Below are 26,752 nucleotides of genomic sequence, written 5' to 3'. Positions count from 1 at the left end.
GTCATGGCATTCGGAGAAAACCGTCAAGCCCCTGCGAACAATACAGGTCAATCTGTGATTGGATTTTACCAATAATTCACCATTGATTAACAAACTTGGACGACAGGACAAACACTATGAGCCATAAAGCCATTAGCTGGAGCGGCGTATTCCCGGCGGTCAGCACTCAGTTTCGTAGCGATTTCTCTCTGGATCTCGACGCCACTCATACGGTGATCAAAAACCTGGTCAAAGACGGCGTATCTGGCCTGGTGGTATGCGGCACCGTGGGCGAAAACACCTCGATGACCGTTCAGGAAAAACTCTCGGTGATTGAAGTGGCGCGCGATGCGGCGCAAGGCAAGGTCCCGGTGATTGCCGGCATTGCCGAATTCACCACTGCCTTTGCCCGTGACATGGCGCGTGAAGCGCAAAAGGTCGGCGTCGACGGCATCATGGTCATGCCTGCGCTGGTCTACTCCGCCAAACCTCACGAAACGGCCGCCCACTTTCGCAGCGTCGCCACGGCCACCGATCTGCCGATCATGGTCTACAACAACCCGCCGATTTACAAAAACGACGTGACGCCGGACATTCTGACGTCGTTGGTCGACTGCGAAAATATCGTGTGCTTCAAGGACTCTTCCGGCGATACCCGCCGCTTTATCGACCTGCGTAACGAGGTCGGCGATCGCTTTGTGCTGTTCGCCGGGCTCGATGACGTGGTGCTGGAAAGCATCGCCGTCGGCGCCGAAGGCTGGATCTCCGGCATGTCCAACGCCTTTCCGCGTGAAGGCGAAACCCTGTTCCGTCTGGCGAAGCAAAAACGCTTTGAGGAAGCACTGGCGCTGTATAGCTGGTTTATGCCGTTGCTGCATCTGGATGCGCGGCCGGACCTGGTGCAGTGCATCAAGCTGTGTGAAGAGCTGGTAGGTCGCGGCAGCGCCATCACCCGTCCACCCCGCCTGGCGTTGCAGGGCGATACGCTGGCCGAAGTCACCGCCGTGGTTAAAAAAGCGCTGGCAAACCGCCCTGCGCTGCCGGACGTCGGCCTGTAATTGCCACTCTCGCCCGGCCACCTGCCGGGCCCAGCCACTTGCCTATTGGGGGAACCCATGCCCAACGCCCATACCATCAGCGGTCAACAGTTTATTGGCGGCCAACGCCGCGCCAGCGGTGAGGCCGAACTGGTCAGCCTGCGCGCCGATAACGGCCAGCCGACCGGACACCGTTTTTTCTCGGCCAGCATCGCAGAAACCGCCGCCGCCGCCGATGCCGCCGCACAGGCGTTCACCGCCTATTCTCAACTCAGTGCCGAACGCCGGGCTGACTTTCTTGAGGCGATTGCCGGGCAGTTGGATGCACTGGATGAGGAATTCTTTACCTTCGCCATGCAGGAAACCGCCCTGCCATTAGCGCGGCTGAGCGGTGAACGTGCCAGAACCAGTGGCCAGATGCGGTTATTTGCCACCCTGTTACGCCGTGGTGATGTGCATGCTGTGCGTATCGACAGCGCGTTACCCCAGCGGATGCCGCTACCCCGTCCGGATCTACGCCAATACCGCACGGCACTCGGTCCGGTGGCGGTGTTTGGCGCCAGCAATTTCCCACTGGCCTTCTCTACCGCGGGCGGTGATACCGCCGCCGCACTGGCCGCAGGTTGCCCGGTGGTGTTCAAGGCGCACGGTGGCCATATGATCACCGCCGAGCTGACCGCACAGGCGATTGAACGGGCCAGAGAACAGCAACAGATCCCGGCCGGGGTATTCAACATGATTTACGGCGACCGCATTGGCGCGGAACTGGTACAGCACCCGGCCATTCAGGCGGTGGGCTTTACCGGCTCGCTGCGCGGCGGCAGAGCCTTGTTCGATCTGGCCATGCGCCGTCCGCACCCCATCCCGGTCTTTGCCGAGATGTCGAGCATCAACCCGCTGATCATCATGCCGCAGTCATTAGCCCAACGTGGGCAACAGATCGCACGCGATCTGGTTGCCTCTTTCACGCTGGGTTGCGGCCAGTTCTGTACCAAGCCGGGGCTGATCATCGGCCAACGCGGCGAAGCATTCAGCCAGTTTATCCGTGAATTAACCGAGCGGGTGAACGCCGCCGCCCCGCAACCGATGCTCAATGCCGGCACGCTGGCACATTACCGCAGCGGATTGGCGGCACTGGATCAGCACCAGGGCATTTGCCATCTGGCCGGTGATCCTGAGGATCGGCCTCATCTGGCGGCGCCACAACTGTATCAGGCCGACAGTCATTTACTGCTCAGCGGGGATCCGCTGTTGCAGGAAGAAGTGTTTGGCCCGGCAGCCATTGTGGTGACGGTAGAAAACCACCAGCAACTGACCGCCGCGTTGGAAAGCCTGCAAGGGCAACTGACCGCCACGCTGCTGACCGACGCTGACGATCTGGCCGACGCCGCGCCGCTGGCGCAACTGCTGACCCGTAAAGCCGGACGAGTGCTGTTCAACGGCTACCCGACCGGAGTGGAAGTGTGCGACGCCATGGTTCACGGCGGCCCTTATCCGGCCACCAGCGATGCCCGTGGCACCTCGGTCGGTACGCTGGCCATTGAGCGTTTCCTGCGCCCGGTCTGCCTGCAAAATTACCCGGCTGCATTATTGCCGCCACCGTTGCAAGACAGTAATCCGCTTGGCCTGCTGAGGCTGGTTAACGGTATTTACACCCGAGATCCGATCCACTCACCTGCCAGCAACTAGCCCGGCCGCATCTGCATGCCACCTAATAACAAAAGGGTAAACCCATGACAACCCAAGGCAAATTCAAGAAGCAGCTTACGCTCACCGATTTGACGTTTATCGGCCTGGGCGCAATTTTTGGTTCCGGCTGGCTGTTCGCTGCCAGCCACGTCTCTTCCATCGCCGGTCCCGCCGGCATCTACTCCTGGCTGATCGGCGGTTTAGCCGTGCTGTTGCTGGGCATTGTTTACTGTGAACTGGGTGCGGCGCTGCCCCGCGCCGGCGGCATTATCCGCTACCCGGTGTTCTCCCACGGCGAACTGATGGGCTATCTGCTGGGGTTTATTACCCTGATCGCCTTCTCCAGCCTGATATCGATTGAGATCGTCGCGGCCCGCCAGTACGCCGCCGCCTGGTTTCCCTTTCTGAGCCAGCCCGGCTCCGGTAACCCGACGCTGATCGGCTGGCTGGTCCAGCTCCTGCTGCTGTGCTTTTTCTTCGCCCTGAATTACTACAGCGTCAAAACTTTTGCCAAATCCAACAATCTGATCAGCGTGATTAAATTCGTGGTACCCCTGCTGGTGATTGTGGTGTTGTTCAGCTTCTTCAAACCCGAAAATCTGCACAGTCAGGGGTTTGCGCCCTTTGGCTCCGCCGGGGTGGAAGCGGCCATTTCCGCCGGGGGGATTATCTTCGCCTATCTGGGTCTGACGCCGATCATCTCGGTCGCCAGCGAGGTGCAAAATCCGCAGCGCACCATTCCTATCGCGCTGATCCTGTCGGTGGTGTTGTCCACCATCATTTACGTGCTGTTGCAGGTGGCCTTCCTAGGCAGTATTCCCAGCGAAATGCTGAGTGGCGGTTGGGCCGGTATCAGCCAGCAATTTTCCCTGCCTTATCGTGACATCGCCATCACCCTGGGCATGGGCTGGCTGGCGTTTCTGGTGGTGAGCGATGCGATTATCTCACCGAGCGGCACCGGCAATATTTACATGAACGCCACCCCACGCGTGGTGTACGGCTGGGCCCGCGCAGGTACCTTCTTCAAGATCTTTACCCGCGTCGACGGTGAATCCGGTATTCCACGCCCTGCACTGTGGCTGACCTTTGCACTGTCGATCTTCTGGACGCTGCCCTTCCCCTCCTGGGAGAAGCTGATCGGTGTAGTCTCCGCCGCGCTGGTGCTGAGTTACGCCATTGCACCGGTCACCGCTGCCGGTCTGCGGCGCAATGCGCCGGATCTGCCGCGTCCCTTCTTCGTGCGCGGGTTCTGCGTACTCGGGCCGGTATCATTTATCATTTCAGCGCTGATCGTATACTGGTCCGGCTGGAATACCGTGTCCTGGCTGCTCGGCCTGCAGATCCTGATGTTTGTGGTTTATATCCTGTTCAAAAATAAGGTACCGACCCACGCCGTCAGCCTGAAGCAACAGATTTGGTCGTCGCTGTGGCTGATTGCCTTCTACGCCTTGATCATTGTCGCGTCCTACCTCGGCAGTTTTGGTGGCATTAATGCCATTGGCCACCCGTGGGACACCATCACGGTGGCGGTCATTGCGTTGGCAATCTATTACTGGGGCGCCTATACCTGTTTACCTCAGGCGAATTTTGCCGGTGATGAAGAAGAGTAACCGCAAAGGAGATAGCTGATGACACAAACCCAGAGCCTGAGCTTGAAAGAGGCCTATGATCTTGCGCTACGCGCACTGCGCAGCAACGGTTTCAGCGCCGAACATGCCGATGCCGTTGCGCAGAATGTGACGGCCGGTGAACGCGACGGCTGCGCATCGCACGGTCTGTACCGGGTGCTTGGCTGCGTGCGCTCGCTGCTGGCCGGCAAGGTGTCCGCCGATGCGCGCCCGACGCTGGTCGATCAAGCCCCGGCCATCCTGCGGGTAGATGCCCACGACGCCTTTTCGCTGCTGGCCTACCGTACCGCGCTACCGGCGTTTATTGATAAGGTGCGCACTAACGGCATCGCCGCGTTGGCGATTAATCACTGCGTACATTACTCCGCGCTGTGGGCCGATATCGAGCCCCTGACCGATCGGGGGTTGGTGGCACTGGCCTGTACTCCGAGCCATGCCTGGGTGACGCCGGCGGGGGGAACCCGGCCGCTGTTTGGCACCAATCCGATTGCCTTCGGCTGGCCGCGTCCGCAGCTTCCACCTTTTATTTTCGATATGGCCACCAGCGCGGCGGCACGCGGCGAGATTGAGCTGCATCGCCGCGCAGGGACACCACTGCCGCCGGGTTGGGGCATCGATCAACAGGGGGAACCTTCTACCGATGCTGCCAGCGTGTTGCAGGGTGCAATGCTGACCTTTGGCGGTCATAAGGGGTCGGCGCTGGCGGCCATGGTTGAGCTGATCGCCGGGCCGTTGATTGGTGATATGACCAGTAAGGAATCGCTGGCCTACGATCGGCAAACCGGCTCCTCCCCTTACGGTGGCGAGCTGATCATCGCGATGGATCCCGATCGTTTCCTGGGGGCGGACAAAGCGCTGCATTTGGCCAGGGCGGAAGCCTTATTTGCGGATATGAGCGAGCAAGGGGCGCGTATTCCGGGAGAACGGCGTTTTCAGCGGCGGCAGTACAGCGAGCAGCACGGTATTAGCTTACCGCAGACGCTGTATGACGAGATTGTGGCTCTCTGCCGCTAATAGCCCCCTCTCCTTTGGGAGAGGGGGCTCTCACCTAAGCTACGTCTAAAAGATTACCTGACCACCATCACCGAGATATTGGCGTGACGCACAATGGCTGCGGCGTTGGAGCCCAGCAGGTAGGTTTTCACACTCGGGCGGCGTGAGCCGATGATGATCAGATCGGCCTCGATTTCCTCTGCCAGCACCAGCACTTCATCGCGCGGCGAACCAAAGCTGACGGTGTAATCCAAACGATCCAGCGGAATGTCGATTTCTGACATGATCTTCTTGAGTTTATCCACCGCCTTCACTTCCGCCTGATTCTCAAACTCCTTGATACCGAAAGAATAAGCGGTAACGAATGCCGAGGCATCCGGCAACGCATGGAAGAAATGCACTTTGGCACCGGATATTTTCGCCAGGTACTCAACATGTTCCAGCGCATGCTCGGTCAACAGATCTTCTTCAATATCTATCGGCACTAATATGGTCTTGTACATATCACATCCCTTCTATGTCACCTTGGTGACTACAGGGTACTGCCGGGAAGGATAAGGGTGAACCGCTTTCTCGCGCTTTTGTGATCGGCGGTAAATACTGGTTAGGATAATTCCTTATTTAACAAAATATAAACATCACATGTCTAACGGCTAGCCGCTTAATTATTTCAAACCGGGTTAAATAAGCTGTAAATACACCGCTTTCGCCGTGGCGGCAGTTTTATTGGCCACCGACAGCTTTTTAATCGAATTGCCAATGTGGAAATTCACTGTACGCTCACTCAGCCCCATTAACAGAGCGGTTTCTTCTGAGGTTTTGCCTTCGCTGCACCAACGTAAAATATCCTTCTCGCGCAGTGTCAGCACATCTTTGATCGCCTCGTCGTTCACCGATATTAATGCTTCACGCAGCGTTTTATGAACAATCTGCGCCAGCCACAAGAAGAAAGTTTCGTTACGTGCGCTGGCCTGTGGTGACTGAACGGGAATACTTTTGCCGGCAAAGGTGAGGATCCCCAGCCGGCCATAGCAATCCTTGATTGACTGTGACCAGCCTTCACGGATGCCAAACTGCGCCATGCGCCACCACAGCTCCGGCTTGTCCTGGTAGAAGCGTTCATCCCAATGAAATTGCAGCGTAGAGTGATGGGCCTGCTCAATCACCGGATCCTGCAGGTAGACCCGCAGCTTGCGGTAGTCCTCCAGGTAGGACTCGGGGAAATTCCCCTCTATCAGCATTTTGGGGCGGCTGGCCGGGTAGCAGGAAAAGACTGTGTAAGAAAAGTATTCAAAACCCAACGCCTGGGCACAAGGTTCCAGTTGGCTTAAAAAAGCCTCGCGGTCTGGCAGACGGGTCAGTAAGGCTTCCATCAAAGGCTGAAGGTGGTTGTCCATAAAACAGGTTCTCCAGAAAGCCGCACCGGGTTATCGATAAGTAAGATTAACTATAGTGGAGGGCTCAGGGTGACAACAGCCGTTTCATAGTATAAAAAATTCCATGGCTATAACAAAAACAGCTATTCCCCCTCGATTATGAATAAATAACGCCCTTTAAATGGCGTTAATTCCAGAAATTACGCGAATAACATAAAGCCGATTTATTGTAAACCTGTCACTTCTACCGTTAGACACTGACAGCGCCGCCCATTACCTTCGCCATAGGCACCTGGTGCTTTTTAAATCCGAATAAATAATAAGCAATTGCGAATTTCGCAAGGCAGAAAAATACTCACGGGGATTTTTATGGCAGAGAATAATTCGGCAATCCATTCGGTCGCTGTTATTGGTGCCGGAACCATGGGCAGAGGTATTGCCTATCTTCTGGCGCAGAACGGCATACGAACCCTGCTTTATAATCGTAGCGGTAATAATCTGGATCAGGCCCGCGACTATATTATCCGTGACCTGGATAAGAAAATAGACAACGGGAAAATAAGCCCACAGAAAAAAGGCGAAGTATTGGCCAACCTGGTTTTCTCTCCCATTTTCGACGCTATCGCCGACAGCGACCTGGTGATTGAAACCATCGCGGAGCATGAGACCACCAAGCATGAAATCCTCGCGGCGATTGCGGCCACGGTGAAACAAGAGGCCATTATCGCCACCAACACCTCATCGCTGTCGTTGAATAAGCTGGCGGCAGGCGTCGAAAACAACGCCCGTTTTATCGGCCTGCACTTCTTCAATCCGGCCCCGCTGATGAAACTGATCGAGATTATTCCGTCCTATTTTACCAGCCGGGCCACCAGCCTGCGCTGCCAGCAGTTGGTGACGGCGCTAGGCAAACAGTTTGTGGTCTGCAAAGCCACACCGGGTTTTATCGTCAACCGGATGGCACGGCCTTTTTATCTGGAAGGATTCCGGTTGTTGGAAGAAAACGTGGCGCTGGCACCGCAGATCGACCGTGCCCTCAAGGCCGGTGGCCACTTTCGCATGGGCCCTTTGGAGCTGACCGACTTTATCGGCCAGGATATTAACTATCAGGTCAGCAGCCAGATTTGGCAGGACATGCAGTACGACCCCCGCTATACCCCCGGTCATTTGCAACGTTCGTTGGTGGATGCCGGGTTATTGGGGAAGAAAAACGGCCGATCCTTTTTTGCTGCCCCTGCAGCCGAATCCAACCCCCTCGACGCAGGCAACGGCACGCTGACTTCCCTGCATTTTTATGGCGAACATACCCTGTTTGACCTGCTGCAACAGCGCGCCTTGGCTATCTGGCCAACGCTGCAGATTATTCACCAGCCGGAACGGCCGACGCTGGGACGCTTTATCCGGGTGAATGACGCATTGGCCGTCAAAATCACCGATGGTCGCACCGCCAATCTGCTCGCTGAATTGACCGATCTCGACACCTTTGTGATCGACGCCGCACTGAATTACAGCGATACCGCCTATCTGGTGGCCGCCCACAATCAGGACGCCGCCGAGGCCAATAAAGCGCTGTTTCTGTCGCTGCTGCAAACGTTGATCCCACAGGTGGAGTTTATTAAAGACTCTCCAGGCCTGATCGTCGCCCGGGTTCTGAGCAGTCTGATCAATGAGTCGGTGATCATGGTGGAGAGCGGGGTTTGCAGCCGGGCAGATATCGATATTGCCGCCGTGGCGGGCGTTAACTATGCCGATGGCATCTTTGCCTGGCTGACGCAGCTCGGGCAAAAAAACGTGAAATCAACGCTGGATAATATGGCGCAACTGCTGCATTCCGCCCGCTATTACCCGCATTACTCATTGCTGAATGCCCCCCGGCCCGAACTGGCCGTCGCGCCGTAAGGAAAAATGATGACGATTAAAGACGATGGGGTCTATCTGATCGACGGCACCCGCACCGCAATCGGTGCCTATGGCGGCAGCCTGGCGTTAACCCGTCCGGACGACATGGCGGCCTCTATTATCCGGGCGCTGCTGCGACGGCATCCTGAAACGGAGCCGGATATTGATGAAGTGATCCTCGGCTGCGCCAATCAGGCCGGTGAAGACAACCGTAACGTTGCCCGCATGGCGGCGCTGCTTTCCGGCCTGGATCAGGCAGTGCCGGCGATTACCCTTAACCGCCTGTGCGCTTCCGGGCTGGATGCAGTGATCTACGCCAGTGCAAAAATAAAAAGCGGCCTCAGCGATCTGGTACTGGCCGGTGGTGTGGAGAGCATGAGCCGCGCGCCCTACGTGATGGGCAAAAGCGAAACGGCTTTCGACAAGGGAGTCAAACTGTACGACACCACGCTGGGCTGGCGTTTTGTCAATCCGCAGTTGGCGCAGCGCTATGGCAGCGATCCGCTGGGCATAACGGCGGAGAACGTCGCGCAGCAGTACAGGATTTCCCGCGAAGATCAGGATGCCTTTGCCCTGGCCTCGCAGCAGAAGGCCTGGCGGGCGATTGAAAATGGCCGTTTAGCCAGGGAGATAACCCCGCTTGAGGTGCAGGCCGATCGTAAAACCCGCAAAACCTTCGAACAGGATGAGTTCCCACGACAGACCACGCTGCAAAAATTGCAGGCGCTGAAGCCGGCCTTTACCGCAGAGGGTTCGGTCACCGCCGGTAATGCCTCCGGCATCAATGACGGTGCCGCGGTGTTGCTGCTGGCCAGCGGCCGCTATGTGAAACGCAAGTCGCTGCAACCGCTGGCCGAGATTGGCGACAGCGCCAGCGCCGGCGTCGCCCCTTCACTGATGGGCATTGGGCCGCTCGCCGCTACTGACCGCCTGCTGGCACGAACCGGCTTTACCCTGAATGATTTTGACGTGATTGAAATTAATGAGGCGTTTGCCGCACAGGTGCTGGCGACGCTGCAAGGCTGGCGTATCGACTTCAACGATACGCGGGTCAATCCGAACGGTGGCGCCATCGCCCTCGGGCATCCGTTGGGCATGTCCGGCGCGCGGCTGGTGCTTTCCAGCGCGCTGGAGCTACATACCCGGCAATTAAACAATGCGCTGGTGACAATGTGTGTCGGTGTCGGCCAGGGTGTTTCATTGGTTATTAAAGCCCTCTAATGCAAGGAACTTCGTATGAGCGTATTGAACATTCTTGAAGAAAAACTGGCCGAAACCAAAAAACAGGGCCGGTTCCGTGAGTTCCTTAATCTGGAACGCAGCGTGTTGGATAAACCCTGGGCCACCAGCCACGGTCAGGATGGGGAACGCCGTCTGAACGTCTGGTGCTCCAACGACTATCTGGCGATGAGCCATCATCCCAAAGTCATTCTGGCCACCACTGAGGCGGTAAACCGCGTCGGTCTGGGCACCTGCGGCGCACGCAGTATTTCCGGCACCTCGATCTACCACAGCGAGCTGGAAACTCTGCTGGCCAGCGCCTATGGCAAAGAGTCCGCGCTGCTGTTTACCACCGGTTTCGGTGCCAATGACGCCACATTGTCCACCCTGTGTGACGCCATTCCCGATCTGATTGTGTTTTCCGATGAGCTGAACCACGCCTCGATGATTTACGGTATCCGCTACAGCAAGGCGGAGAAAAAAATCTTCCGCCACAATGACGTAGCGCATCTGGCTGAACTGCTGCAGGCGGCGGATCCGCATCGGCCCAAACTGATCGCCTTCGAGTCGCTCTATTCGATGGACGGTGACTTTGCGCCGCTGGCGCAAATTGTGGAACTGGCTGAGCAATATCAGGCGCTGACCTATCTGGACGAGATCCACTCCGCCGGCGTTTACGGTCATCGCGGGCTGGGCTATGCCGAACAGCTTGGCCTGTTGGACAAAATCACCATTATCCAGGGCGGCTTTGGCAAATCTTACGGCGCGGCCGGTGGCTACATCGCCGCCCCCCGCGTGGTGGTTGAGGCGGTGCGTAGCTGGTCGCCGGCGTTTGTCTTCAGCACCTCATCCCCTGCACCGGTGGTGGCGGCCGCGCTGGCCAGCTTCAAATACAACCTGGAGCATGACAACCAACGCAAACACCTGCTGGCGATTATCGACCATTTGAAATCCGGTCTGCGCGCCGCCGGCATTCCGCTGGTCTCGGAGGACAGCCATATTCTGCCGATACTGGTCGGCGATCCACACCGTAACAAGCACATCAGCAAGCAGCTGCTCGATGAATACGATATTTACGTACAGCCGGTGAACGCCCCAACGGTTCCGGCCGGTAGCGAGCGTTTGCGCGTTACGCCGACCTCTGCCCATACTCATGAGGACGTGGAATATTTCCTGGCGGCATTAAGCAAAGTCTGGACCGCCAACCAGTTACGGAGAGCGGGATGAAGTTGACGGACTATAACGGCCATTTTCTTACGCTGTGTCTGATGGCGACCGGCACCTTCGCCATCGGTACCGATGCGTTTATCGTCGCCGGCATACTCGACGAGATTTCCGGCACCTTTGCCGTCAGCCCCGCGCAGGCGGGGCAGTTAATCTCAATCTTTGCCCTGGCCTATATGCTGTTTGCTCCGCTAACTGCCTGGCTGCTGGGTAATCTCAACCGCAAGCATATTTTGCAGTTGGCCCTGGTGTTATTTATCGCCGGGAATCTGGTCTGTGCCTACGCCGACAGCTTTTTGCAAATGTCTGCCGGGCGCGTGCTGGCGGCGCTGGGCGCGGCTTGCTATACGCCACAGGCCGCGGCGGCAGCGGTTGGATTGGTAGCGGAAAAACGCCGCGGGCTGGCGATATCGATTGTTTACGGCGGCATGACGTTGGCCATCGCCCTCGGTATTCCCTTCGGCACCTTCCTGGCCAGGTTGATTGGCTGGCGGGAAATCTTTTTGCTGATTGCCCTGTTAGGCGCGGTCTCACTGCTGGGGCTTTCGCTGGCGCTGAGCGCCATCGCGGCACCGGGTAAACATACGCTGAAAGAACGGCTTGCCCCGCTGCGGCAAAAAGCGGTGCTGACCACCTTGTTGATCACCTTTTTCGCCGTCTGCTCCGAGCATATTGTTTACAGCTATGTGAGCGTACTGCTGAAAAATACCCAGTTTGGCCCGGAGGCTATTTTGCCGATCGCGCTGCTGGTGTTCGGTATCGGTGCCGTGATCGGCAACTTCGTTTCCGGCCTGCTCACCGATACCTTCGGCAGCAAGTTTGTTTTGCTGTTTTCGGTGTCGATTCAAACCGTTTCGCTGTTCCTGCTGACTTTTTACGTCAGTTCCCCCTGGTGGGTACTGGCAATCTTTCTGGTCTGGGGCATTACCGGCTGGATGTATCTGGTGCCGATCCAGCACCACTTATTGTCACTGTCAAAGCGCTTTGGCGCGCTGACCGTTTCACTCAACAGCTCGGTACTCTATGCCGGCATCGCCGCGGGTGGCATGCTCGGTGGCCTGACGCTGTACAGCCTGCCGGCGTTTTATCTCCCGCTGTTTTCGCTGCCGTTGGGAGCCATCGCCCTGCTGCTGACGCTGTTCTTTTTCCAGGGAGAAAAAGCCAATGACTGACCAGCCACTCCCCGTGCAGTATCAGCAAGATGACGCCATTGCCGTGATCACCCTGAACCGGCCGGAAAAAAAGAACGCCATCAATCTGGCGATGGCGCAACTGATCCAGAGCTATCTGCTACGGGCCGAACAGGATGAGCAAATTCGGGTAATAGTACTGACCGGCCTGCCGCAGGTGTTCTCCGCCGGCATGGACATCAGGGCCTTCCAGCAGGGTGAACTGCCGGTGGTCGAACCGGGGGGATTTGGCGGGCTGGTGCATGCCCAACTCACCAAGGTCATTATTGCCGCGGTGGATGGCATCGCCTTCGGCGGCGGTTTCGAGATAGCGCTGGCCTGCGACCTGATCGTCGCCAGCCGTAACGCACAGTTCAGTTTCCCGGAAACCGGGCTGGGGCTGGTTGCCGCGCAAGGAGGCTGTTCACGGCTGCCAGCGCGGATCTCCCCCTATATCGCTCTCGACTGGTTACTCACCGGCCGAATCATCACCGCACAGGAAGCCTGGCAACAGGGTGCCATTTCCCGCATCAGCGAGGGCAGCGCATACGAGGAATCGCTGAATCTCGCCCGGCAGATTGCGCAGAAAAATCCGCTGGCAAGTCAGGCGGTGAAGGCCATCGTCCGCCATGGATTAAACCGACACGAAGCCCCCACCTTTGACTACCAACAAAGTTGGGTAGACCGGGTGCGTCAGGCGACAATATCCTTTTAAGAACATTCTTAATGAATGGTAATCATTCGCAGTCTAATTTTTAATCACTACAAGACAGTGTTTGAGAAGCCATTAACCCCGCTCTGCGGGGATTTTTTTGCTCCCTTAACCCTTCACCGAGGCAAATGGCTGCATAAACAGGAAGGTGCAGGGTTTACTTTGATTCTGGTTAATCAACGGCACCAGACGCCTGAAATGTTCCGTTTGGCAATGTGCATCCAGCGCGGCGCGATCGGGCCACTCCTCGACGAAAATAAAATGCCCTGGGTCCTGATGATCGATAAACAGCTCATAGGAGAGACAAAGCGGCTCCTGCCGGGTTTTCTCCACCAGTTCCTGATACAACGGCATCACCGTTTCAACGCAATCGAGCTTGATAAAATCTTCAGCAATCACTTTTAACATTGTTAGCTTCCCTGTTTGTTTTACCAAGTGTCGCGCGACGCTCGGTCGCGGCCTCTCAGCATGATGAACCTATTCAGCTAATAAAACCTAATTGACCATTTATTGAAGTTACGAATGGGACACTGGTCACCTGACGACAAATTTTTCAAGGTGGCCGATGGAACAACTCACACAAATGATCGCCAAATACAGTCCGGAACCTGAATTCCTGTTGTTGATTATCTTCTTATTTTCGCTGGGCAAGTCAGTGATTTTCATTTCCTCGCTGCTGCCACCAGCATCGGTCACACTGATGCTGGGTATCGTTGCCGGTAAACCGGTACTTTCCGACATCCATGTTTGGGCGGCGATTACCCTGGGCGCCCTGCTTGGCTCCGTTTTATCCTTCCATTGCGGCGCGCTGTTCTGCCGTCGGGGATCGCTCAAAAGGTTGCCGATCCGATTTCAGGCCCCTCTGCACCGGGCACAAACCGCACTGCAGAAGAAAGGCATGCCACTGCTGTTTATGTCACGTTTTTTGGCGGTGATGCGCTACACCGTGCCCTTGGTCGCCGGTATCATTGCACTGCCGCTCAAGCAGGTTTATTGCGCCAGCGCACTGTCCGCCGGGATTTGGGCCATGGCTTTGATGTGGGTTAGCCGGGTATTTTAAATCGCCAGCATCGGGTTATTGGGGGCGAAACTCCAATACGGCATTTTTAAAATCACCATACACAACCTGTGACGGCGGTTTGGGAAAGCGGGCGTTTGTGGTTGCTTTTATCGCTGCGCGGCAAAGAGCAGGATCACCACCTTCCGCCCGGACGGCGATAAGCATGCCATCCGGAGCCAGCGTGATCCTTAAAGAGCATTCTTTACCGGCGTATAAACCGGCATCGTGCAAATGACTTTGAATAGCAGACTTGATCTGCATGGCATACGCATTGACCCCGTCCGCAGATACAGGCGCTGTTTTGCCTTCCAAAGTAGCAAAAAGATCATCAACACCCTCTCCAGACGCCCCTGACTTCATCTCTGGATGGCTCTTCGAGCACCCCGCCAGCATCATCACGCCCAGAGCAACTATTAGCGATTTACGCATATCTATATCCCTATAGGTAAAACTTAAAAAAATAACAAATCTCAATAACGAGATTACGAGATAAAGCAGGAGTCTGAAAGCAAAAACAGACCTTGTGGACCGGGGTCGAAAAGCGTCAGAGGCCTGTTTGATAACTACCGTGAAGTTAAGCGAATACGCTTTGCAGCGAATTTTGGCATTACCCGCCAGGCTGATGCGGCTTATAATAAGAAAATATTATCTTTGGCGGGATCCGCCACGTCTCCAAAAGCCATGAGTTTCTGATAGTCCATGTATCAATACCCTGAACATCTGACCGGAGAGGTCGCCAACCTGCCGCAGACCTGCGGGGTCTATCTCTTTCACGGGGAGAACTGTGCCCACCCGCTATACATCGGTAAGAGCGTCAACATTCGCCGCCGGGTACAGTCTCACCTGCGTAATCCACGTGAAGCTCGGTTGCTTTCCGCCACCCGTCGCATCACCTTCATCGAGACGGTGGGTGAGATTGGCGCGCTACTGCTTGAATCATCCCTGGTTAAACAACAAAGCCCGCTTTACAACAAGCGACTGCGTAAAATTCGTCGGCTCTGTGCCTTGCAGGTCCAGGACTCCCAAACGCGTATCGTCTACAGCGACGCGCTGGATTTCTCGCGAACACCGGACTTGTACGGCCTGTTTCTACGGCGCGCGGCGGCCGTCGACTTTCTACTCGACATTGCCGATCGGGAACGGCTCTGCCTGACGTATCTGGATATTGAAAAGGGCCGTCCGGGACAACCCTGTTTTCGCCACCAGTTAGGCAAGTGCGCCGGAGTCTGCTGCGGGAAGGAGACCCCACAAGCACACCAAACAAGACTGCTTGGTGCCCTGACACAGGCCCAGGTGCGACACTGGCCCTTCCCCGGCAGGATCGCCATCGAGGAACGACAGGGCCAACTTAAGGCCTTCCACGTCATCAGTAATTGGTTCTACCTTGGTACCGCCCCCTCTCTGCATGCAGCAGAAGCACTCAGTCTCCCGGCCGATGAGTTCGACCGCGACTGTTACCGTATTCTTTGTCGACGGCTATTCCATGAAAACCGTGAGCACATTCACCTGATTGATACACCCTGACCCGTACGTAAGCATATTCATGCCTTAAGGTACGGCTGAGTCCGTTGGTTCATCCCGCCAAAAGTCCCATTACCAATTTTGTAGGAAATCTACGTTTAGAGTTCGAGATAAATCGGCTGTCGGTAGGCTCAGTTTGCGCCAGATCACTTAACTGAATATTCACGCGGGGGAATGCATTTTTTGTGGGGTGGGTCTCAATCAGGTATTAATCTTAAAAAACCATCAAGAAAAAATAACCGCTAACACATTGATTTAGTTAACAGGAAGCGCTACTTTCGTCCCTGTAATCAATTGAATAAGCGTCAGCAACTCTGTCCGTTGAACTAACGCTCCAGGGAGTTAGCGTTTTTGTTTCCGCCCCCTGAATGTCAAACGCTTACACTCATTAGTTTTTCTCATGCGGTATTTTTAACACCCTGTTTTATCAATAAGATAAGCCGCAGCAGGGCTATTAATCTGCCAGAACCCAGAGTAATCTTCCGCCCCCAAGACGTCCGATTTGCCTCCGCAGTGTAAAGAACAATCGACTTTTATCCCTCGCATAAATGTTGTAAACATGTTGCACAAAGGTGGCGTTATTGCTCTACCTTACTAAATCTGGCACGACCGGATAATCGTATAAAAAAGAGCCACTTCAGAGCTCGCTATTTCACTCATGACAGGTAAAACAGGACATCATAAGATGGTAGATCACTCTAAAATAGCCGCAGAGGCGTCGCCCGAATCAGAAGATCATCTACGTAGAAACCTCACTAACCGACATATTCAACTGATCGCCATCGGCGGTGCTATTGGTACAGGTCTGTTTATGGGTTCTGGCAAAACCATCAGCCTGGCCGGCCCTTCCATTATCTTCGTGTACATGATCATCGGCTTTATGCTGTTCTTCGTGATGCGCGCCATGGGCGAGCTGCTGCTCTCTAATCTGGAATACAAATCCTTCAGCGATTTTGCCGCCGATCTGCTCGGCCCCTGGGCCGGATTTTTCACCGGCTGGACCTACTGGTTCTGTTGGGTGGTCACCGGTATTGCCGACGTGGTGGCGATAACCGCCTATGCGCAGTTCTGGTTCCCCGGGCTGTCGCAGTGGATCGCCTCGTTGCTGTGCATTTTGCTGTTGCTGGGCCTGAACCTGGCGACGGTGAAGATGTTTGGTGAGATGGAGTTCTGGTTCGCGATGATCAAAATCGTCGCCATTGTCGGGCTAATCATCGCCGGGCTGGTGATGATCGCCATGCAGTTCCAGTCGCCTACCGGTACCGTCGCGTCGTTCTCACATCTGTGGAATGACGGCGGTATGTTCCCGAAAGGCATCAGCGGCTTCTTCGCCGGCTTCCAGATTGCAGTGTTCGCCTTTGTCGGCATTGAGCTGGTAGGCACCACTGCGGCTGAAACCAAAGATCCGGAAAAAGTGCTGCCACGCGCTATTAACTCGATTCCTATCCGTATCATCATGTTCTACGTGTTCGCCCTGATCGTGATTATGTCGGTCACGCCATGGAGTTCAGTGGTCGCCGACAAGAGCCCGTTCGTGGAACTGTTCGTGCTGATTGGCCTGCCTGCCGCAGCCAGCGTGATCAACTTTGTGGTACTGACTTCCGCCGCCTCTTCCGCCAACAGTGGCGTATTCTCTACCAGCCGTATGCTGTTCGGTCTGGCGCAGGAAGGCGATGCACCCAAGTCGTTCGCCCACCTGTCCAAGCGGGCAGTACCGGCTAATGGCCTGACCTTCTCCTGTATCTGTCTGTTGGGTGGGGTGGTGCTGATTTACCTGATCCCGAACGTGATGACAGTCTTCACGCTGGTGACCACCGTCTCGGCGATCCTGTTTATGTTTGTCTGGACCATCATCCTGTGCTCGTATCTGGTTTACCGTAAGCAACGCCCGGCGCTGCACCAGAAATCGATCTACAAGATGCCGGCCGGCAAACTGATGTGCTGGGTCTGTATGGCGTTCTTCGCCTTTGTGTTGGTGCTGCTGACGCTGCGCGAAGATACCCGCCAGGCGCTGATCGTCACGCCACTGTGGTTTGTGGTGCTCGGCCTGTCCTACGTGTTCCTGCGCAAGAAGAAAACCGCTTAATATGCTGCTGGGGGATAGTCCGCTATCCCCCTTCCCACTCCTGGCGCTTAGCGCGGCCGAATACCCTCGATAATCACCCGCTGCACGTTCTCCACTGTCTGCTGAAAAAACGCCTCATCGTCCAGGGTCTTGCCGGTCACCGCTTCCACCTGCACCCAAAAATCAGCGTAATGCTGAGTGGTTGCCCACAGCATGAAGATCAGATGGTGTGGCTCTACCGCCGCGATATGACCTTCGGCAATCCAGCGCTCGATCATGGCGGACTTCTCGTCCACCAGCGCCTTCAATCCGCCCTGCAGCTCCAGTTTCAACAAGGGTGCCCCCTGGATCATCTCCAGACAAAACAGCCGTGAAGCCTGCGGATGATGACGGGATACCTCAAGCTTCAGCCGAATATATTCGCGAATGGCCTGCAAGGGTTCCTGATCGGCACGCAGCGCTTTAAGCGGTGCCAGCCACACCTCAAGAATGCCTTTCAGCACCGCCACGTACAGCTCTTCTTTGGAAGGAAAGTAATACAGCAGATTGGTTTTGGAGACGTCGGCACGTTCCGCCACCTGATCCAGACTGGTGCCATGAATACCGTACAGCGAGAAAAATTCCAGCGCCGCATCCATGATGGTGCTGCGTTTTGCAGCCACCGCACGCGAGCGGCGCGTGGGGGGGTTAACGGCTTGTGGCTTCACTGCGACTCCTTGGCGCAACCTGATTCGAGCCAGCATAACAAAGCCATTGGGTGAAACCCACGCTTTTGCCTACCCCTTCCGAGTGATTCTTTGCACCTTTAACGCGCAGTCGCGCCTGTTTTTTGTGCAGCCATTTTTGACCAAATGGTCTGTTTTGGACCATTCACTCAACAAAAAAATTACACCTCAAAAACAATTTGTTGATAAATAAGCCATTTTAAAAACTGGCACTCCACTTGCAATAGCCGTCGTATCCAGCGCTGTCCGGCGAGAAGCATTCAGGCAGCACATGAACCGTCCCATTCGCAGACCCGAGGTGTTCAAATGAAAATTGGCGTATTTATTCCTATCGGCAACAACGGCTGGCTGATTTCCAGCAATGCCCCGCAGTACCAACCGACGTTTGAACTCAACAAAACCATCGTGCAGAAGGCCGAGCACTACAACTTCGACTTCGCGCTGTCGATGATCAAACTGCGCGGCTTCGGCGGCAAAACCGAGTTCTGGGACCACAACCTGGAATCCTTCACCCTGATGGCCGGGCTGGCGGCCGTCACCTCACGCATCAAGATCTACGCCACGGCGGCCACGTTGACCATGCCACCGGCGATCGTCGCCCGTATGGCCTCCACCATCGACTCCATTTCCAACGGTCGCTTTGGCCTGAACGTGGTCACCGGCTGGCAAAAACCGGAATACGAGCAAATGGGCATGTGGCCGGGTGACGATTACTTCGGTCGCCGTTACGACTATCTGGCGGAGTACGTCAATGTGCTGCGCGATCTCTGGGGCACCGGTAAATCCGATTTCAAAGGCGAGTTCTTCCAGATGGACGACTGTCGCGTCAGCCCGCAACCGCAGGCGGACATCAAGGTGATCTGCGCCGGGCAGAGTGATGCAGGCATGGCCTTCTCGGCCAAATATGCCGATTACAACTTCTGCTTTGGCAAGGGCGTCAACACCCCGACTGCCTTTGCACCGACGGCGGCTCGCCTGAAAATTGCGGCGGATAGCGAAGGCCGCAGCGTGGCCTGCTACGTGCTGTTTATGATCATTGCCGATGAAACCGACGAGGCCGCCCGCGCCAAATGGGAAAGTTATAAAGCGGGGGCCGATACCGAAGCCCTGGCCTGGCTGACCGAACAAAGCGGCAAGGACACCAAATCCGGCGCCGACACCAACGTGCGCCAGATGGCGGATCCCACCTCAGCCGTCAACATCAACATGGGTACGCTGGTCGGCTCCTATGCCAACGTGGCGCGCATGATGGATGAAATCGCCACCGTCCCCGGTACCGAAGGCGTGCTGCTGACCTTCGATGACTTTGTCAAAGGGGTGGAAGACTTTGGCGAACGCATCCAGCCGCTGATGAAAAGCCGTGCCGACGTTTGCCCACAAACCGCTGCAAGCCGCGAGGTGGCATGATGAAAATTGTTGAAAACCAAGCGGTGGTGCGCCGCCAGTCACCGCAGGCCGAGGTTACCGTCACCCTTCCCGCCCGTCCGGAGGCTATCGCCTTTGCGCCGCAGGAAACCGCCTTGATCGTGGTCGATATGCAAAATGCCTACGCTTCGCAGGGCGGCTATCTGGATCTCGCCGGGTTTGATGTTTCGGCCACCGCCCCGGTGATCGCCAACATCAAACGCGCTATCAGCGCTGCCCGTGCCGCCGGTATCAAGGTGATCTTCTTCCAGAACGGTTGGGACAACCAGTACGTCGAGGCCGGCGGCCAGGGTTCCCCCAACTGGCATAAATCCAACGCGCTGAAAACCATGCGTAAACGCCCGGAACTGATGGGCAAGCTGCTGGCCAAGGGCGACTGGGATTACGATCTGGTGGACGAACTGCAGCCACAACCCGGTGATATTGTGATCCCGAAACCGCGCTACAGCGGCTTCTTTAACACCCAGCTCGACAGCCTGCTGCGCTCGAATGGCATTCATCATCTGGTGTTTACCGGTATCGCCACCAACGTCTGTGTCGAGTCCACGCTACGCGACGGTTTTTTCCTCGAGTATTTCGGCATCGTGCTGGCCGACGCCACTCACCAGGCCGGGCCGCAGTTCGCCCAGCAGGCGGCGCTGTACAACATCGAAACCTTCTTTGGCTGGGTGTCGGACGTTGACAGCTTCTGTGACGTGCTAGCCGCCCCACTCAGCCAGACGGCATGAGTTTTGCTTTTATTCACCAAATATTAAATTTTCACCAGGAGCACCACTATGCCAAAAACAATCATTACTCCGCCGGGCACCGGCAAACCACTGGCCCCTTTCGTGCCCGGCACCCTGGCCGGCGGCGTGGTTTACGTCTCGGGCACGCTGGCATTCGATAAAGACAATAACGTGGTACACGTCGGTGACGCGGCGGCGCAAACCCGCCACGTGCTGGAAACCATCAAAAGCGTGATCGAAACCGCCGGTGGCAACATGGACGACGTGACCTTTAACTCGATCTTCCTCACCGACTGGCAAAACTATGCCGCCGTCAATCAGGTGTATGCGGAGTATTTCCCCGGCGACAAACCGGCACGCTACTGCATTCAGTGCGGGTTGGTGAAGCCGGACGCCCTGATTGAAATCGCCACCGTGGCCCATATCGGCCGCTGAGTCATTATTCGCTGAGGATCGAGCATGTATTTTGAGATTTTGGGGAAAGACACACCGCTGGCGCCCACGCTGGTACTCTCCGCCGGGCTGGGTGGCGCAAGCAGTTTTTGGCAACCGCAGATTAACGCGCTGAGCGAGCATTTCCGGGTGGTGGTTTACGATCACGTCGGTACCGCACACAGCAAAGGTGAGGTACCGGACGGCTACAGCATGGTCGATATGGCCAATGAAGTGGCGCAATTGCTGCATTCACTCAGCGTAGAACGCTGTTATTTCGTCGGCCATGCCCTTGGCGGCATGATTGGCCTGCAATTGGCGCTCACGTACCCGCAGTTGATCGAAAAACTGGTGGTGGTCAACGGTTGGCCGACGCTGGACAGCCAGACCCAGCGCTGCTTCAAAGTGCGTCAGGATCTGTTGCTCAACAGCGGCGTGGAAGCCTACGTGCGTGCCCAACCGCTGTTCCTGTTCCCCGCCGACTGGCTGTCGCAACACCAGGCCTTGCTCGATGAAGAACTGCAGCACCAGACCGCGCATTTTCAGGGTACCGAAAACCTGCTGCGCCGTCTGAATGCGCTGATGAATACCGATTTCCGCCCGCATTTGGCGGACATCACCACGCCGACCCTGGCGCTGTGCTCCCGCGACGATCTGCTGGTGCCCTATCACTGCTCACATCAGTTGGCGGCCGGTCTGCCGAACGGCGAACTGGCAGAGATGGCGTACGGCGGCCATGCCATGAGCGTGACCGACACAGAGAACTTTAACCGCATTTTGCTGGGCTGGCTGTTGAAAACACCGCACGCCAACACCCGTCTTGCATCCTAGACCCGGAGACACCTCATGCAAAGCCAAACGCTGCTTGCCGATGCGCCACTAGCGCCACCGTACGTAGAAAAACAGGATTTCCGCGACGCCATGGCGCGCCTGGGTTCGGCGGTCAATATCATCACCACCGATGGGCCCGCCGGCCGTGCCGGCTTTACCGCCTCGGCGGTATGCAGCGTCACCGATACGCCGCCAACGCTGTTGGTGTGCCTGAATCGATCCGCCTCGGTCTATTCGGTGTTTAAGCAAAACCAGACGCTGTGCGTCAATACCCTGGCGGCGGAGCACGAGTCGCTGTCGAATTTGTTTGGCGGAAAAACGCCGATGGACCTGCGTTTCTCTGCCGCGCGCTGGTCTACGCTGGCGACCGGCTCCCCCATTTTGCACGGTGCGGTGGTCTCGTTCGACTGCCAGATCAGTCAGATTGTTAGCGTCGGCACTCACGACATTCTGTTCTGTCAGGCGGTAGCGCTGACGCGTAATGACGACAGCCATGGCCTGGCCTACTTCGACCGACGCTATCACGCGTTGCCAAAGCAGGCAGCGACGGATAATCGCTAAACACGCACTCACCAGTCACCCTAACCTGCACTCAACATTTTGGAGATAACGATGGCGAATACCTGGTTTCCCCAATGGCGTATGAAACAAGGCAATCTGGATGGCGCGATCGTCGCGCCCGATGAACGATTGCCACTGGCGCAGACGCTGGTGATGGGTTTGCAACATGCGGTGGCGATGTTTGGTGCCACGGTACTGATGCCGCTGCTGATGGGCTTTGACGCCAATCTGGCTATTCTGATGTCCGGCATCGGCACGCTGCTGTTTTTCCTGGTGGTTGGCGGCCGGGTACCGAGTTACCTCGGCTCCAGCGCGGCGTTTGTCGGGCTGGTGATCACCCTGACCGGTTACAGTGGCCAGGGCGCTAACCCGAATATCGCGCTGGCGCTCGGCGGCATCATCGCCTGCGGCCTGGTGTATCTGCTGATCGGCTTTGTGGTGATGAGCGTCGGCACCCGCTGGATCGAACGTCTGATGCCGCCGGTGGTGACCGGTGCCGTGGTGATGGCGATCGGCCTGAACCTGGCCCCGATCGCCGTACGCAGCGTCTCGGCCTCCAACTTCGACAGTTGGATGGCGGTGGTCACCATCCTGTGTATTGGCTCGGTAGCGGTATTCACCCGTGGGCTGATGCAGCGGCTGTTGATCCTGGTGGGATTGATTGCCGCCTATTTGATTTACGTGGTGGCGACCAACGGCCTGGGGCTTGGCAAACCGGTGGATTACAGCGTACTGAGCCAGGCGGCCTGGTTCGGTCTGCCGCAGTTCACCGCGCCGGTGTTTAACCTGCACGCCATGCTGCTGATTGCCCCGGTGGCGATCATTCTGGTGGCGGAAAACCTCGGGCATGTCAAAGCGGTGGCGGGCATGACCGGCCGCGATCTCGACCCTTATATCGGCCGCGCCTTCGTCGGGGACGGTCTGGCGACCATGCTCTCCGGCTCGGTGGGCGGTACCGGAGTGACCACCTATGCTGAGAATATCGGTGTGATGGCGGTGACCAAGATTTACTCTACGCTGGTGTTTGTCGCGGCGGCGGTGGTGGCGATTGTGTTGGGCTTTTCACCAAAGTTCGGCGCGTTGATCCACACCATTCCCGGCCCGGTGCTGGGCGGTGCCTCGGTAGTGGTGTTCGGTTTGATCGCCGTCGCCGGAGCGCGCATTTGGGTGCAGAACAAGGTGGATCTGGGTGATAACGGCAACCTGATTATGGTGGCGGTCACGCTGGTACTGGGTGCGGGGGATTTTGCACTGACCATTGGCAACTTCACCATGGGCGGGATCGGCACTGCCACTTTCGGTGCCATTATCCTCAATGCCCTGCTGCGCAAGCGCAAAGCACTGCCGCTGGCAGACAGTCCCGTACGTTAATCCATCGCAAAGGCCCGGTAATCGGGCCTTATTCGGCCAGCGCCGCCGCTTTTCCCTTGCGACGGATGCGCAGTTCGCTAACCAGTACTCCCAACACGATTAGCGCACAGCCTAACAGGGCTATGCCGGGCAAACGTTCGCCGGCAATACGTCCGACCAACCCGGCCCAGACCGGCTCGCCGGCATAGATGACCGTGGCGCGCGTCGGTGAAACACTGCGTTGCGCCCAGTTCATCGTCACCTGAATAATGGCGCTGGCCATCCCCAGACCGATCGCGCTGTATAACAGATAGCTGCTGTACGGCGGCACCGACTCACCGGTCGGCACCATCATCAGGAACGAGGCCAGCGAGGCGGTCGCCAGTTGCACCAACGTCACCCGCTTAACATTCACCTTACCCGCATAAGCGCCAATCAAAATGATCTCGGCGGCCATACCCAGCGTACCAATCAACGTCAGTATCTCACCCACGCTGAGCGTCATATCGGTGCTGCTCGGCGCCGCCAGCAGCATCAGGCCGCTGAATGCCAGCAACACACCGACCCAGGCCATCACGCCGGGAAAACGCCCCAATACCAGCCACTGCAGCAGCGGCACCATAGGCACATACATGGCAGTAATAAACGCCGACTGGCTGCTGCTGATAGTTTGTAGCCCCACGGTTTGCAGACCATAGCCGAACATAATGGCCACGCCGATAAACACGCCTGCTTTCAGTTCATACCAGGTTAGCCCGCGCAGACTGCGCAGCGAAAACAACATCAGCACCAGCGTGGCGGCGGCGAAACGCAAACCAACGAAAAAGAACGGCCCGCTGACCTGCATGGCAAGATGCACCGCCAAAAAGGTGCCGCCCCAGATCATGGTGATGAAAATCAGCACCGCTTCCTGTCGTTTTATCTTGGGAATGAAGGCGGAAATAAAGGATTTTTTTACTGCGGACACCGGCTTGCCCTTCCTGCTGGGTGCAATATAATGCACAGATCCTGCCAGTATGAGGTAAAGCCTGCGGATGAGCAATACAGTGAACAGCGGCAAACATGAAGCGCCCAAGGTGCTGCAATACCTGAGCAGTAACCTGCGCGGTTATCGCCAACAGGCGGGGCTCAGTCAGGTGGCGCTGGCACAAAGATCCGGCGTCAGCCGCCGCATGCTGGCCGGCATTGAAGCCGGTGACCGTAACGTCAGCCTGGCGGTGCTGGACAAACTGGCCGATGCGTTGAATATCGCCTTCACCGATCTTATCCAGGCACCCGAAGCGCGTGGCAACCATTTGGTGGGTGAACTGGCCTGGCAAGGGGTTCAACCGGCAAGTCAGGCACTGTTCGCCGCCAGCGTGCCTGCGCGCCAGCGGGTTGAACTCTGGGAATGGACGCTGATGCCGGGCGAGCACTACGACTCGGTGCCGGATGCCGAAGGCTGGAGCGAAATTATCTACGTCATCGCCGGGAGCCTGACGCTGGTACTGGAACAACAAACCTTGACGCTGGAAGCTGGCCAAACCCAGGTGTTCAACAGCGATCAACACTACGCTTACGCTAACCACAGCCAGCAACCCTTACGTTTTATCCGCAACGTCACCTTCTAGTCGCCACAACAGCCCGCATTTTCAGTGGGCTGTCACCCGTCTGTCGTGCACATGTCATGCTAGTGTCGTGGCGGTCGACGCTGCCAGCCCCTACACTTTGTGTCATTGAGGGTTCATTTTGGAGAACGCAATGCAAACTTACCGCATCAGGCCATTACGGCTGGAAAAGGGCTGGTCACAAGAGCAATTGGCCACCATTGCCGGCCTCAGTACCCGCACGGTTCAACGTATTGAAAATGGTGAACAGGCCAGTCTGGAGACCCTGACCGCCATTGCCGCAGCCATGGGGCTGCAGGTCAGCGATCTTTACCAGCCGACACAGCAGGAAAAAGCTGACAATAATCATCAGGCAGAACAGGCCATTCGCCGGCAGGTCGCGGCGGAAACCAAGCTGTTGAGTATGGCGGTACGGTTTGCCTGCATCGGCCTGCTGCTGTTTGCCATCAACTGGTTTACCCATCCGCAATATCTGTGGTCGCTGTGGGCCATCGGCGGCATGAGCATCGCACTGGTCATGCGTGCCACCCGTACTCTGCTGTTACGTGATGTTTTCAGTCGCTGGCAACAACAACGCCTGGCAGAAAAACTCAGGCGCATGCCGTAAGCTGTCGACGGAGCCTTCGGCACACTGCTGGCGATGGCCGGAATAAAATAAAACCGCGAGGATAAGTTCTTCATTCACTCCTATGCTTAGGGGGGCATATCTTGCAATCACCAGAGCGGAGAATGGAACATGGCGAAAATACTGGTCCTTTATTACTCAATGTACGGACATATTGAAACCCTGGCAGAGGCGGTAGCGGAAGGCGCTCGCCGGGTCAGTGGCGTTGAAGTGACCCTGAAACGCGTGCCGGAAACCATACCGGCAGAGGCCTTTGCCAAAGCCGGCGGTAAACAAGATCAAAAAGCACCGGTAGCCAGCCCGCAGGAGTTGGCCGATTACGACGGCATTATCTTCGGCACCCCGACCCGCTTTGGCAATATGGCCGGCCAAATGCGTACCTTCCTCGACCAAACCGGTGGGCTGTGGGCTTCCGGTGCACTGTACGGCAAAGTGGGCAGCGTCTTCTCCTCGACCGGAACCGGCGGCGGTCAGGAGCACACCATCACCTCCACCTGGACCACGCTGGCGCACCACGGCTTTATTATTGTGCCGATCGGTTATGCCACCCCGGAACTGTTTGATGTCTCGCAAACCCGCGGCGGTACCCCTTATGGCGCAACCACCATCGCCGGCGGCGACGGTTCACGCCAACCCAGCCCGGAAGAGCTGACCATTGCCCGTTATCAGGGTGAGCACGTGGCGAAAATCACCGCCAAGCTGAAAAGTTAAGCGATAACCTTCAGTTACCTGCCCTCTGGGGCCGTTGATTCCTTCGGCCCCATCTTGTTGCCAACCCGCAGCAAGGTTAAAATGCCGCTCAGCCTGCCATTCACTACCTGAACGTCACGGTCGAAATTCGTTCTGCCCGTCAATCACCGGCCTGTGCCCTGATGACGGGCGTTCTGTTTTTGCG

General features: G+C 56.7%; 27 protein-coding genes. 21 read left to right on the top strand and 6 right to left on the bottom strand.

All coding sequences use genetic code 11. The features are described 5' to 3' along the window. Nucleotides 1-116: 116 nt before the first annotated feature. Genes QOT07_RS09310 through QOT07_RS09295 form a run of 4 tightly spaced genes read left to right on the top strand, consistent with a single transcriptional unit; the run spans nucleotide 117 to nucleotide 5,347 of the window. Nucleotides 117-1,037: a dihydrodipicolinate synthase family protein gene (locus tag QOT07_RS09310; RefSeq protein ID WP_099061667.1), complete on the top strand. Its 921-nt coding sequence runs from the start codon at nucleotides 117-119 to the stop codon at nucleotides 1,035-1,037. A gap of 57 nt (nucleotides 1,038-1,094) precedes the next feature. Next, nucleotides 1,095-2,705 carry an aldehyde dehydrogenase (NADP(+)) gene (locus QOT07_RS09305; RefSeq protein WP_283602970.1) on the top strand — a complete coding sequence of 537 codons (1,611 nt, stop codon included), beginning with the start codon at nucleotides 1,095-1,097 and terminating at the stop codon, nucleotides 2,703-2,705. 44 nt (nucleotides 2,706-2,749) lie between these two features. Further along, entirely contained in the window at nucleotides 2,750-4,315 is a 1,566-nt protein-coding gene (locus tag QOT07_RS09300) for an APC family permease (RefSeq protein WP_085116179.1), read from the top strand. Between the two features lie 18 nt (nucleotides 4,316-4,333). Next, the gene (locus QOT07_RS09295) at nucleotides 4,334-5,347 is read left to right on the top strand and encodes an Ldh family oxidoreductase (protein WP_099061670.1); all 1,014 of its coding nucleotides are present in this window, start codon (nucleotides 4,334-4,336) and stop codon (nucleotides 5,345-5,347) included. Nucleotides 5,348-5,400: 53 nt separating this feature from the next. Here QOT07_RS09295 and QOT07_RS09290 read toward each other — a convergent pair whose 3' ends face one another. Further along, the gene (locus QOT07_RS09290) at nucleotides 5,401-5,829 is read right to left on the bottom strand and encodes a universal stress protein (protein WP_085116177.1); all 429 of its coding nucleotides are present in this window, start codon (nucleotides 5,827-5,829) and stop codon (nucleotides 5,401-5,403) included. A gap of 177 nt (nucleotides 5,830-6,006) precedes the next feature. Further along, nucleotides 6,007-6,723, bottom strand: coding sequence for an autoinducer binding domain-containing protein (locus QOT07_RS09285; RefSeq protein ID WP_283602969.1), 717 nt, complete (start codon nucleotides 6,721-6,723; stop codon nucleotides 6,007-6,009). Between the two features lie 348 nt (nucleotides 6,724-7,071). On the opposite strand from QOT07_RS09285, the gene QOT07_RS09280 reads away from it, so the two are divergent. Genes QOT07_RS09280 through QOT07_RS09260 form a run of 5 tightly spaced genes read left to right on the top strand, consistent with a single transcriptional unit; the run spans nucleotide 7,072 to nucleotide 12,930 of the window. After that, nucleotides 7,072-8,601 (top strand): 3-hydroxyacyl-CoA dehydrogenase NAD-binding domain-containing protein, encoded by a 1,530-nt coding sequence (locus QOT07_RS09280; protein WP_283602968.1) that lies wholly within the window; start codon nucleotides 7,072-7,074, stop codon nucleotides 8,599-8,601. A gap of 9 nt (nucleotides 8,602-8,610) precedes the next feature. After that, the gene (locus tag QOT07_RS09275; protein ID WP_283604338.1) at nucleotides 8,611-9,822 is read left to right on the top strand and encodes an acetyl-CoA C-acyltransferase; all 1,212 of its coding nucleotides are present in this window, start codon (nucleotides 8,611-8,613) and stop codon (nucleotides 9,820-9,822) included. Nucleotides 9,823-9,837: 15 nt separating this feature from the next. After that, nucleotides 9,838-11,049 (top strand): 5-aminolevulinate synthase, encoded by a 1,212-nt coding sequence (hemA, locus tag QOT07_RS09270; protein ID WP_099061674.1) that lies wholly within the window; start codon nucleotides 9,838-9,840, stop codon nucleotides 11,047-11,049. Continuing rightward, nucleotides 11,046-12,218, top strand: coding sequence for an MFS transporter (locus QOT07_RS09265; protein ID WP_099061675.1), 1,173 nt, complete (start codon nucleotides 11,046-11,048; stop codon nucleotides 12,216-12,218). Before hemA ends, QOT07_RS09265 begins: the two co-directional genes overlap by 4 nt. After that, a complete protein-coding gene (locus QOT07_RS09260; protein WP_283602967.1) occupies nucleotides 12,211-12,930 on the top strand; it encodes an enoyl-CoA hydratase-related protein in 720 nt (239 codons plus the stop codon). The genes QOT07_RS09265 and QOT07_RS09260 overlap by 8 nt, the downstream gene beginning before the upstream one ends. 105 nt (nucleotides 12,931-13,035) lie before the next feature. Here the strand turns inward: QOT07_RS09260 and QOT07_RS09255 are convergent, their stop codons facing one another. Further along, nucleotides 13,036-13,335 carry a putative quinol monooxygenase gene (locus QOT07_RS09255; RefSeq protein WP_283602966.1) on the bottom strand — a complete coding sequence of 100 codons (300 nt, stop codon included), beginning with the start codon at nucleotides 13,333-13,335 and terminating at the stop codon, nucleotides 13,036-13,038. A 157-nt stretch (nucleotides 13,336-13,492) separates the two neighbouring features. Between QOT07_RS09255 and QOT07_RS09250 the strand changes: the two genes are divergently transcribed. Then, nucleotides 13,493-13,987 (top strand): DedA family protein, encoded by a 495-nt coding sequence (locus tag QOT07_RS09250; RefSeq protein ID WP_099061678.1) that lies wholly within the window; start codon nucleotides 13,493-13,495, stop codon nucleotides 13,985-13,987. A gap of 15 nt (nucleotides 13,988-14,002) precedes the next feature. Here the strand turns inward: QOT07_RS09250 and tolA are convergent, their stop codons facing one another. After that, complete coding sequence (gene tolA, locus QOT07_RS09245) at nucleotides 14,003-14,416, bottom strand: cell envelope integrity protein TolA (RefSeq protein ID WP_430523271.1); 414 nt, start codon at nucleotides 14,414-14,416, stop codon at nucleotides 14,003-14,005. Nucleotides 14,417-14,686: 270 nt separating this feature from the next. Between tolA and QOT07_RS09240 the strand changes: the two genes are divergently transcribed. Both QOT07_RS09240 and cycA read left to right on the top strand, forming a co-directional pair. Next, nucleotides 14,687-15,511, top strand: a complete 825-nt coding sequence (locus tag QOT07_RS09240) for an endonuclease (RefSeq protein ID WP_219015837.1) — start codon at nucleotides 14,687-14,689, stop codon at nucleotides 15,509-15,511. Between the two features lie 682 nt (nucleotides 15,512-16,193). Next, complete coding sequence (gene cycA / locus QOT07_RS09235; protein WP_099061681.1) at nucleotides 16,194-17,594, top strand: D-serine/D-alanine/glycine transporter; 1,401 nt, start codon at nucleotides 16,194-16,196, stop codon at nucleotides 17,592-17,594. 47 nt (nucleotides 17,595-17,641) lie between these two features. Here cycA and rutR read toward each other — a convergent pair whose 3' ends face one another. After that, nucleotides 17,642-18,316 carry an HTH-type transcriptional regulator RutR gene (gene rutR, locus QOT07_RS09230; protein WP_207977665.1) on the bottom strand — a complete coding sequence of 225 codons (675 nt, stop codon included), beginning with the start codon at nucleotides 18,314-18,316 and terminating at the stop codon, nucleotides 17,642-17,644. A gap of 288 nt (nucleotides 18,317-18,604) precedes the next feature. Here rutR and rutA point away from each other — a divergent pair, with 288 nt between their 5' ends. From rutA to rutG, 6 genes are read left to right on the top strand one after another with little or no spacing between them, the layout of a single operon-like run. After that, the gene (rutA, locus tag QOT07_RS09225) at nucleotides 18,605-19,705 is read left to right on the top strand and encodes a pyrimidine utilization protein A (protein ID WP_085116164.1); all 1,101 of its coding nucleotides are present in this window, start codon (nucleotides 18,605-18,607) and stop codon (nucleotides 19,703-19,705) included. Beyond that, the gene (gene rutB / locus QOT07_RS09220) at nucleotides 19,705-20,451 is read left to right on the top strand and encodes a pyrimidine utilization protein B (protein ID WP_283604334.1); all 747 of its coding nucleotides are present in this window, start codon (nucleotides 19,705-19,707) and stop codon (nucleotides 20,449-20,451) included. The genes rutA and rutB overlap by 1 nt, the downstream gene beginning before the upstream one ends. A gap of 48 nt (nucleotides 20,452-20,499) precedes the next feature. Continuing rightward, nucleotides 20,500-20,886 (top strand): pyrimidine utilization protein C, encoded by a 387-nt coding sequence (gene rutC / locus QOT07_RS09215; protein WP_283602965.1) that lies wholly within the window; start codon nucleotides 20,500-20,502, stop codon nucleotides 20,884-20,886. Between the two features lie 24 nt (nucleotides 20,887-20,910). After that, the gene (gene rutD, locus QOT07_RS09210) at nucleotides 20,911-21,714 is read left to right on the top strand and encodes a pyrimidine utilization protein D (RefSeq protein WP_283602964.1); all 804 of its coding nucleotides are present in this window, start codon (nucleotides 20,911-20,913) and stop codon (nucleotides 21,712-21,714) included. Between the two features lie 15 nt (nucleotides 21,715-21,729). Further along, nucleotides 21,730-22,275: an NADH-dependent FMN reductase RutF gene (gene rutF / locus QOT07_RS09205; protein WP_085116160.1), complete on the top strand. Its 546-nt coding sequence runs from the start codon at nucleotides 21,730-21,732 to the stop codon at nucleotides 22,273-22,275. Between the two features lie 51 nt (nucleotides 22,276-22,326). After that, entirely contained in the window at nucleotides 22,327-23,646 is a 1,320-nt protein-coding gene (rutG, locus tag QOT07_RS09200) for a pyrimidine utilization transport protein G (protein ID WP_283602963.1), read from the top strand. 28 nt (nucleotides 23,647-23,674) lie between these two features. Here the strand turns inward: rutG and QOT07_RS09195 are convergent, their stop codons facing one another. Further along, nucleotides 23,675-24,592: a DMT family transporter gene (locus QOT07_RS09195; protein ID WP_283602962.1), complete on the bottom strand. Its 918-nt coding sequence runs from the start codon at nucleotides 24,590-24,592 to the stop codon at nucleotides 23,675-23,677. A gap of 67 nt (nucleotides 24,593-24,659) precedes the next feature. On the opposite strand from QOT07_RS09195, the gene QOT07_RS09190 reads away from it, so the two are divergent. From QOT07_RS09190 to wrbA, 3 genes are all read left to right on the top strand, one after another. Further along, nucleotides 24,660-25,235 (top strand): helix-turn-helix domain-containing protein, encoded by a 576-nt coding sequence (locus tag QOT07_RS09190; protein ID WP_099061687.1) that lies wholly within the window; start codon nucleotides 24,660-24,662, stop codon nucleotides 25,233-25,235. A gap of 130 nt (nucleotides 25,236-25,365) precedes the next feature. Continuing rightward, entirely contained in the window at nucleotides 25,366-25,839 is a 474-nt protein-coding gene (locus QOT07_RS09185; RefSeq protein WP_283602961.1) for a helix-turn-helix domain-containing protein, read from the top strand. Nucleotides 25,840-25,968: 129 nt separating this feature from the next. Beyond that, nucleotides 25,969-26,568 (top strand): NAD(P)H:quinone oxidoreductase, encoded by a 600-nt coding sequence (gene wrbA, locus QOT07_RS09180; RefSeq protein ID WP_085116155.1) that lies wholly within the window; start codon nucleotides 25,969-25,971, stop codon nucleotides 26,566-26,568. The last annotated feature ends 184 nt before the right edge of the window (nucleotides 26,569-26,752 follow it).

This window comes from Serratia proteamaculans (assembly GCF_949794035.1).
Classification (GTDB): Bacteria; Pseudomonadota; Gammaproteobacteria; order Enterobacterales; family Enterobacteriaceae; genus Serratia; species Serratia proteamaculans.
The sequence above is the reverse complement of the archived record's forward strand: the minus strand, read 5'-3'. Positions and strand labels throughout refer to the sequence as shown.

Excerpts from the sequence above, each read along its gene's own strand:
- QOT07_RS09310 (WP_099061667.1), top strand. The coding sequence starts at position 117 with ATGAGCCATAAAGCCATTAGCTGGAGCGGCGTATTCCCGGCGGTCAGC.
- QOT07_RS09305 (WP_283602970.1), top strand. The coding sequence starts at position 1,095 with ATGCCCAACGCCCATACCATCAGCGGTCAACAGTTTATTGGCGGCCAA.
- QOT07_RS09300 (WP_085116179.1), top strand. The coding sequence starts at position 2,750 with ATGACAACCCAAGGCAAATTCAAGAAGCAGCTTACGCTCACCGATTTG.
- QOT07_RS09295 (WP_099061670.1), top strand. The coding sequence starts at position 4,334 with ATGACACAAACCCAGAGCCTGAGCTTGAAAGAGGCCTATGATCTTGCG.
- QOT07_RS09290 (WP_085116177.1), bottom strand. The coding sequence starts at position 5,829 with ATGTACAAGACCATATTAGTGCCGATAGATATTGAAGAAGATCTGTTG.
- QOT07_RS09285 (WP_283602969.1), bottom strand. The coding sequence starts at position 6,723 with ATGGACAACCACCTTCAGCCTTTGATGGAAGCCTTACTGACCCGTCTG.
- QOT07_RS09280 (WP_283602968.1), top strand. The coding sequence starts at position 7,072 with ATGGCAGAGAATAATTCGGCAATCCATTCGGTCGCTGTTATTGGTGCC.
- QOT07_RS09275 (WP_283604338.1), top strand. The coding sequence starts at position 8,611 with ATGACGATTAAAGACGATGGGGTCTATCTGATCGACGGCACCCGCACC.
- hemA (WP_099061674.1), top strand. The coding sequence starts at position 9,838 with ATGAGCGTATTGAACATTCTTGAAGAAAAACTGGCCGAAACCAAAAAA.
- QOT07_RS09265 (WP_099061675.1), top strand. The coding sequence starts at position 11,046 with ATGAAGTTGACGGACTATAACGGCCATTTTCTTACGCTGTGTCTGATG.
- QOT07_RS09260 (WP_283602967.1), top strand. The coding sequence starts at position 12,211 with ATGACTGACCAGCCACTCCCCGTGCAGTATCAGCAAGATGACGCCATT.
- QOT07_RS09255 (WP_283602966.1), bottom strand. The coding sequence starts at position 13,335 with ATGTTAAAAGTGATTGCTGAAGATTTTATCAAGCTCGATTGCGTTGAA.
- QOT07_RS09250 (WP_099061678.1), top strand. The coding sequence starts at position 13,493 with ATGGAACAACTCACACAAATGATCGCCAAATACAGTCCGGAACCTGAA.
- tolA (WP_430523271.1), bottom strand. The coding sequence starts at position 14,416 with ATGCGTAAATCGCTAATAGTTGCTCTGGGCGTGATGATGCTGGCGGGG.
- QOT07_RS09240 (WP_219015837.1), top strand. The coding sequence starts at position 14,687 with ATGTATCAATACCCTGAACATCTGACCGGAGAGGTCGCCAACCTGCCG.
- cycA (WP_099061681.1), top strand. The coding sequence starts at position 16,194 with ATGGTAGATCACTCTAAAATAGCCGCAGAGGCGTCGCCCGAATCAGAA.
- rutR (WP_207977665.1), bottom strand. The coding sequence starts at position 18,316 with ATGCTGGCTCGAATCAGGTTGCGCCAAGGAGTCGCAGTGAAGCCACAA.
- rutA (WP_085116164.1), top strand. The coding sequence starts at position 18,605 with ATGAAAATTGGCGTATTTATTCCTATCGGCAACAACGGCTGGCTGATT.
- rutB (WP_283604334.1), top strand. The coding sequence starts at position 19,705 with ATGAAAATTGTTGAAAACCAAGCGGTGGTGCGCCGCCAGTCACCGCAG.
- rutC (WP_283602965.1), top strand. The coding sequence starts at position 20,500 with ATGCCAAAAACAATCATTACTCCGCCGGGCACCGGCAAACCACTGGCC.
- rutD (WP_283602964.1), top strand. The coding sequence starts at position 20,911 with ATGTATTTTGAGATTTTGGGGAAAGACACACCGCTGGCGCCCACGCTG.
- rutF (WP_085116160.1), top strand. The coding sequence starts at position 21,730 with ATGCAAAGCCAAACGCTGCTTGCCGATGCGCCACTAGCGCCACCGTAC.
- rutG (WP_283602963.1), top strand. The coding sequence starts at position 22,327 with ATGGCGAATACCTGGTTTCCCCAATGGCGTATGAAACAAGGCAATCTG.
- QOT07_RS09190 (WP_099061687.1), top strand. The coding sequence starts at position 24,660 with ATGAGCAATACAGTGAACAGCGGCAAACATGAAGCGCCCAAGGTGCTG.
- QOT07_RS09185 (WP_283602961.1), top strand. The coding sequence starts at position 25,366 with ATGCAAACTTACCGCATCAGGCCATTACGGCTGGAAAAGGGCTGGTCA.
- wrbA (WP_085116155.1), top strand. The coding sequence starts at position 25,969 with ATGGCGAAAATACTGGTCCTTTATTACTCAATGTACGGACATATTGAA.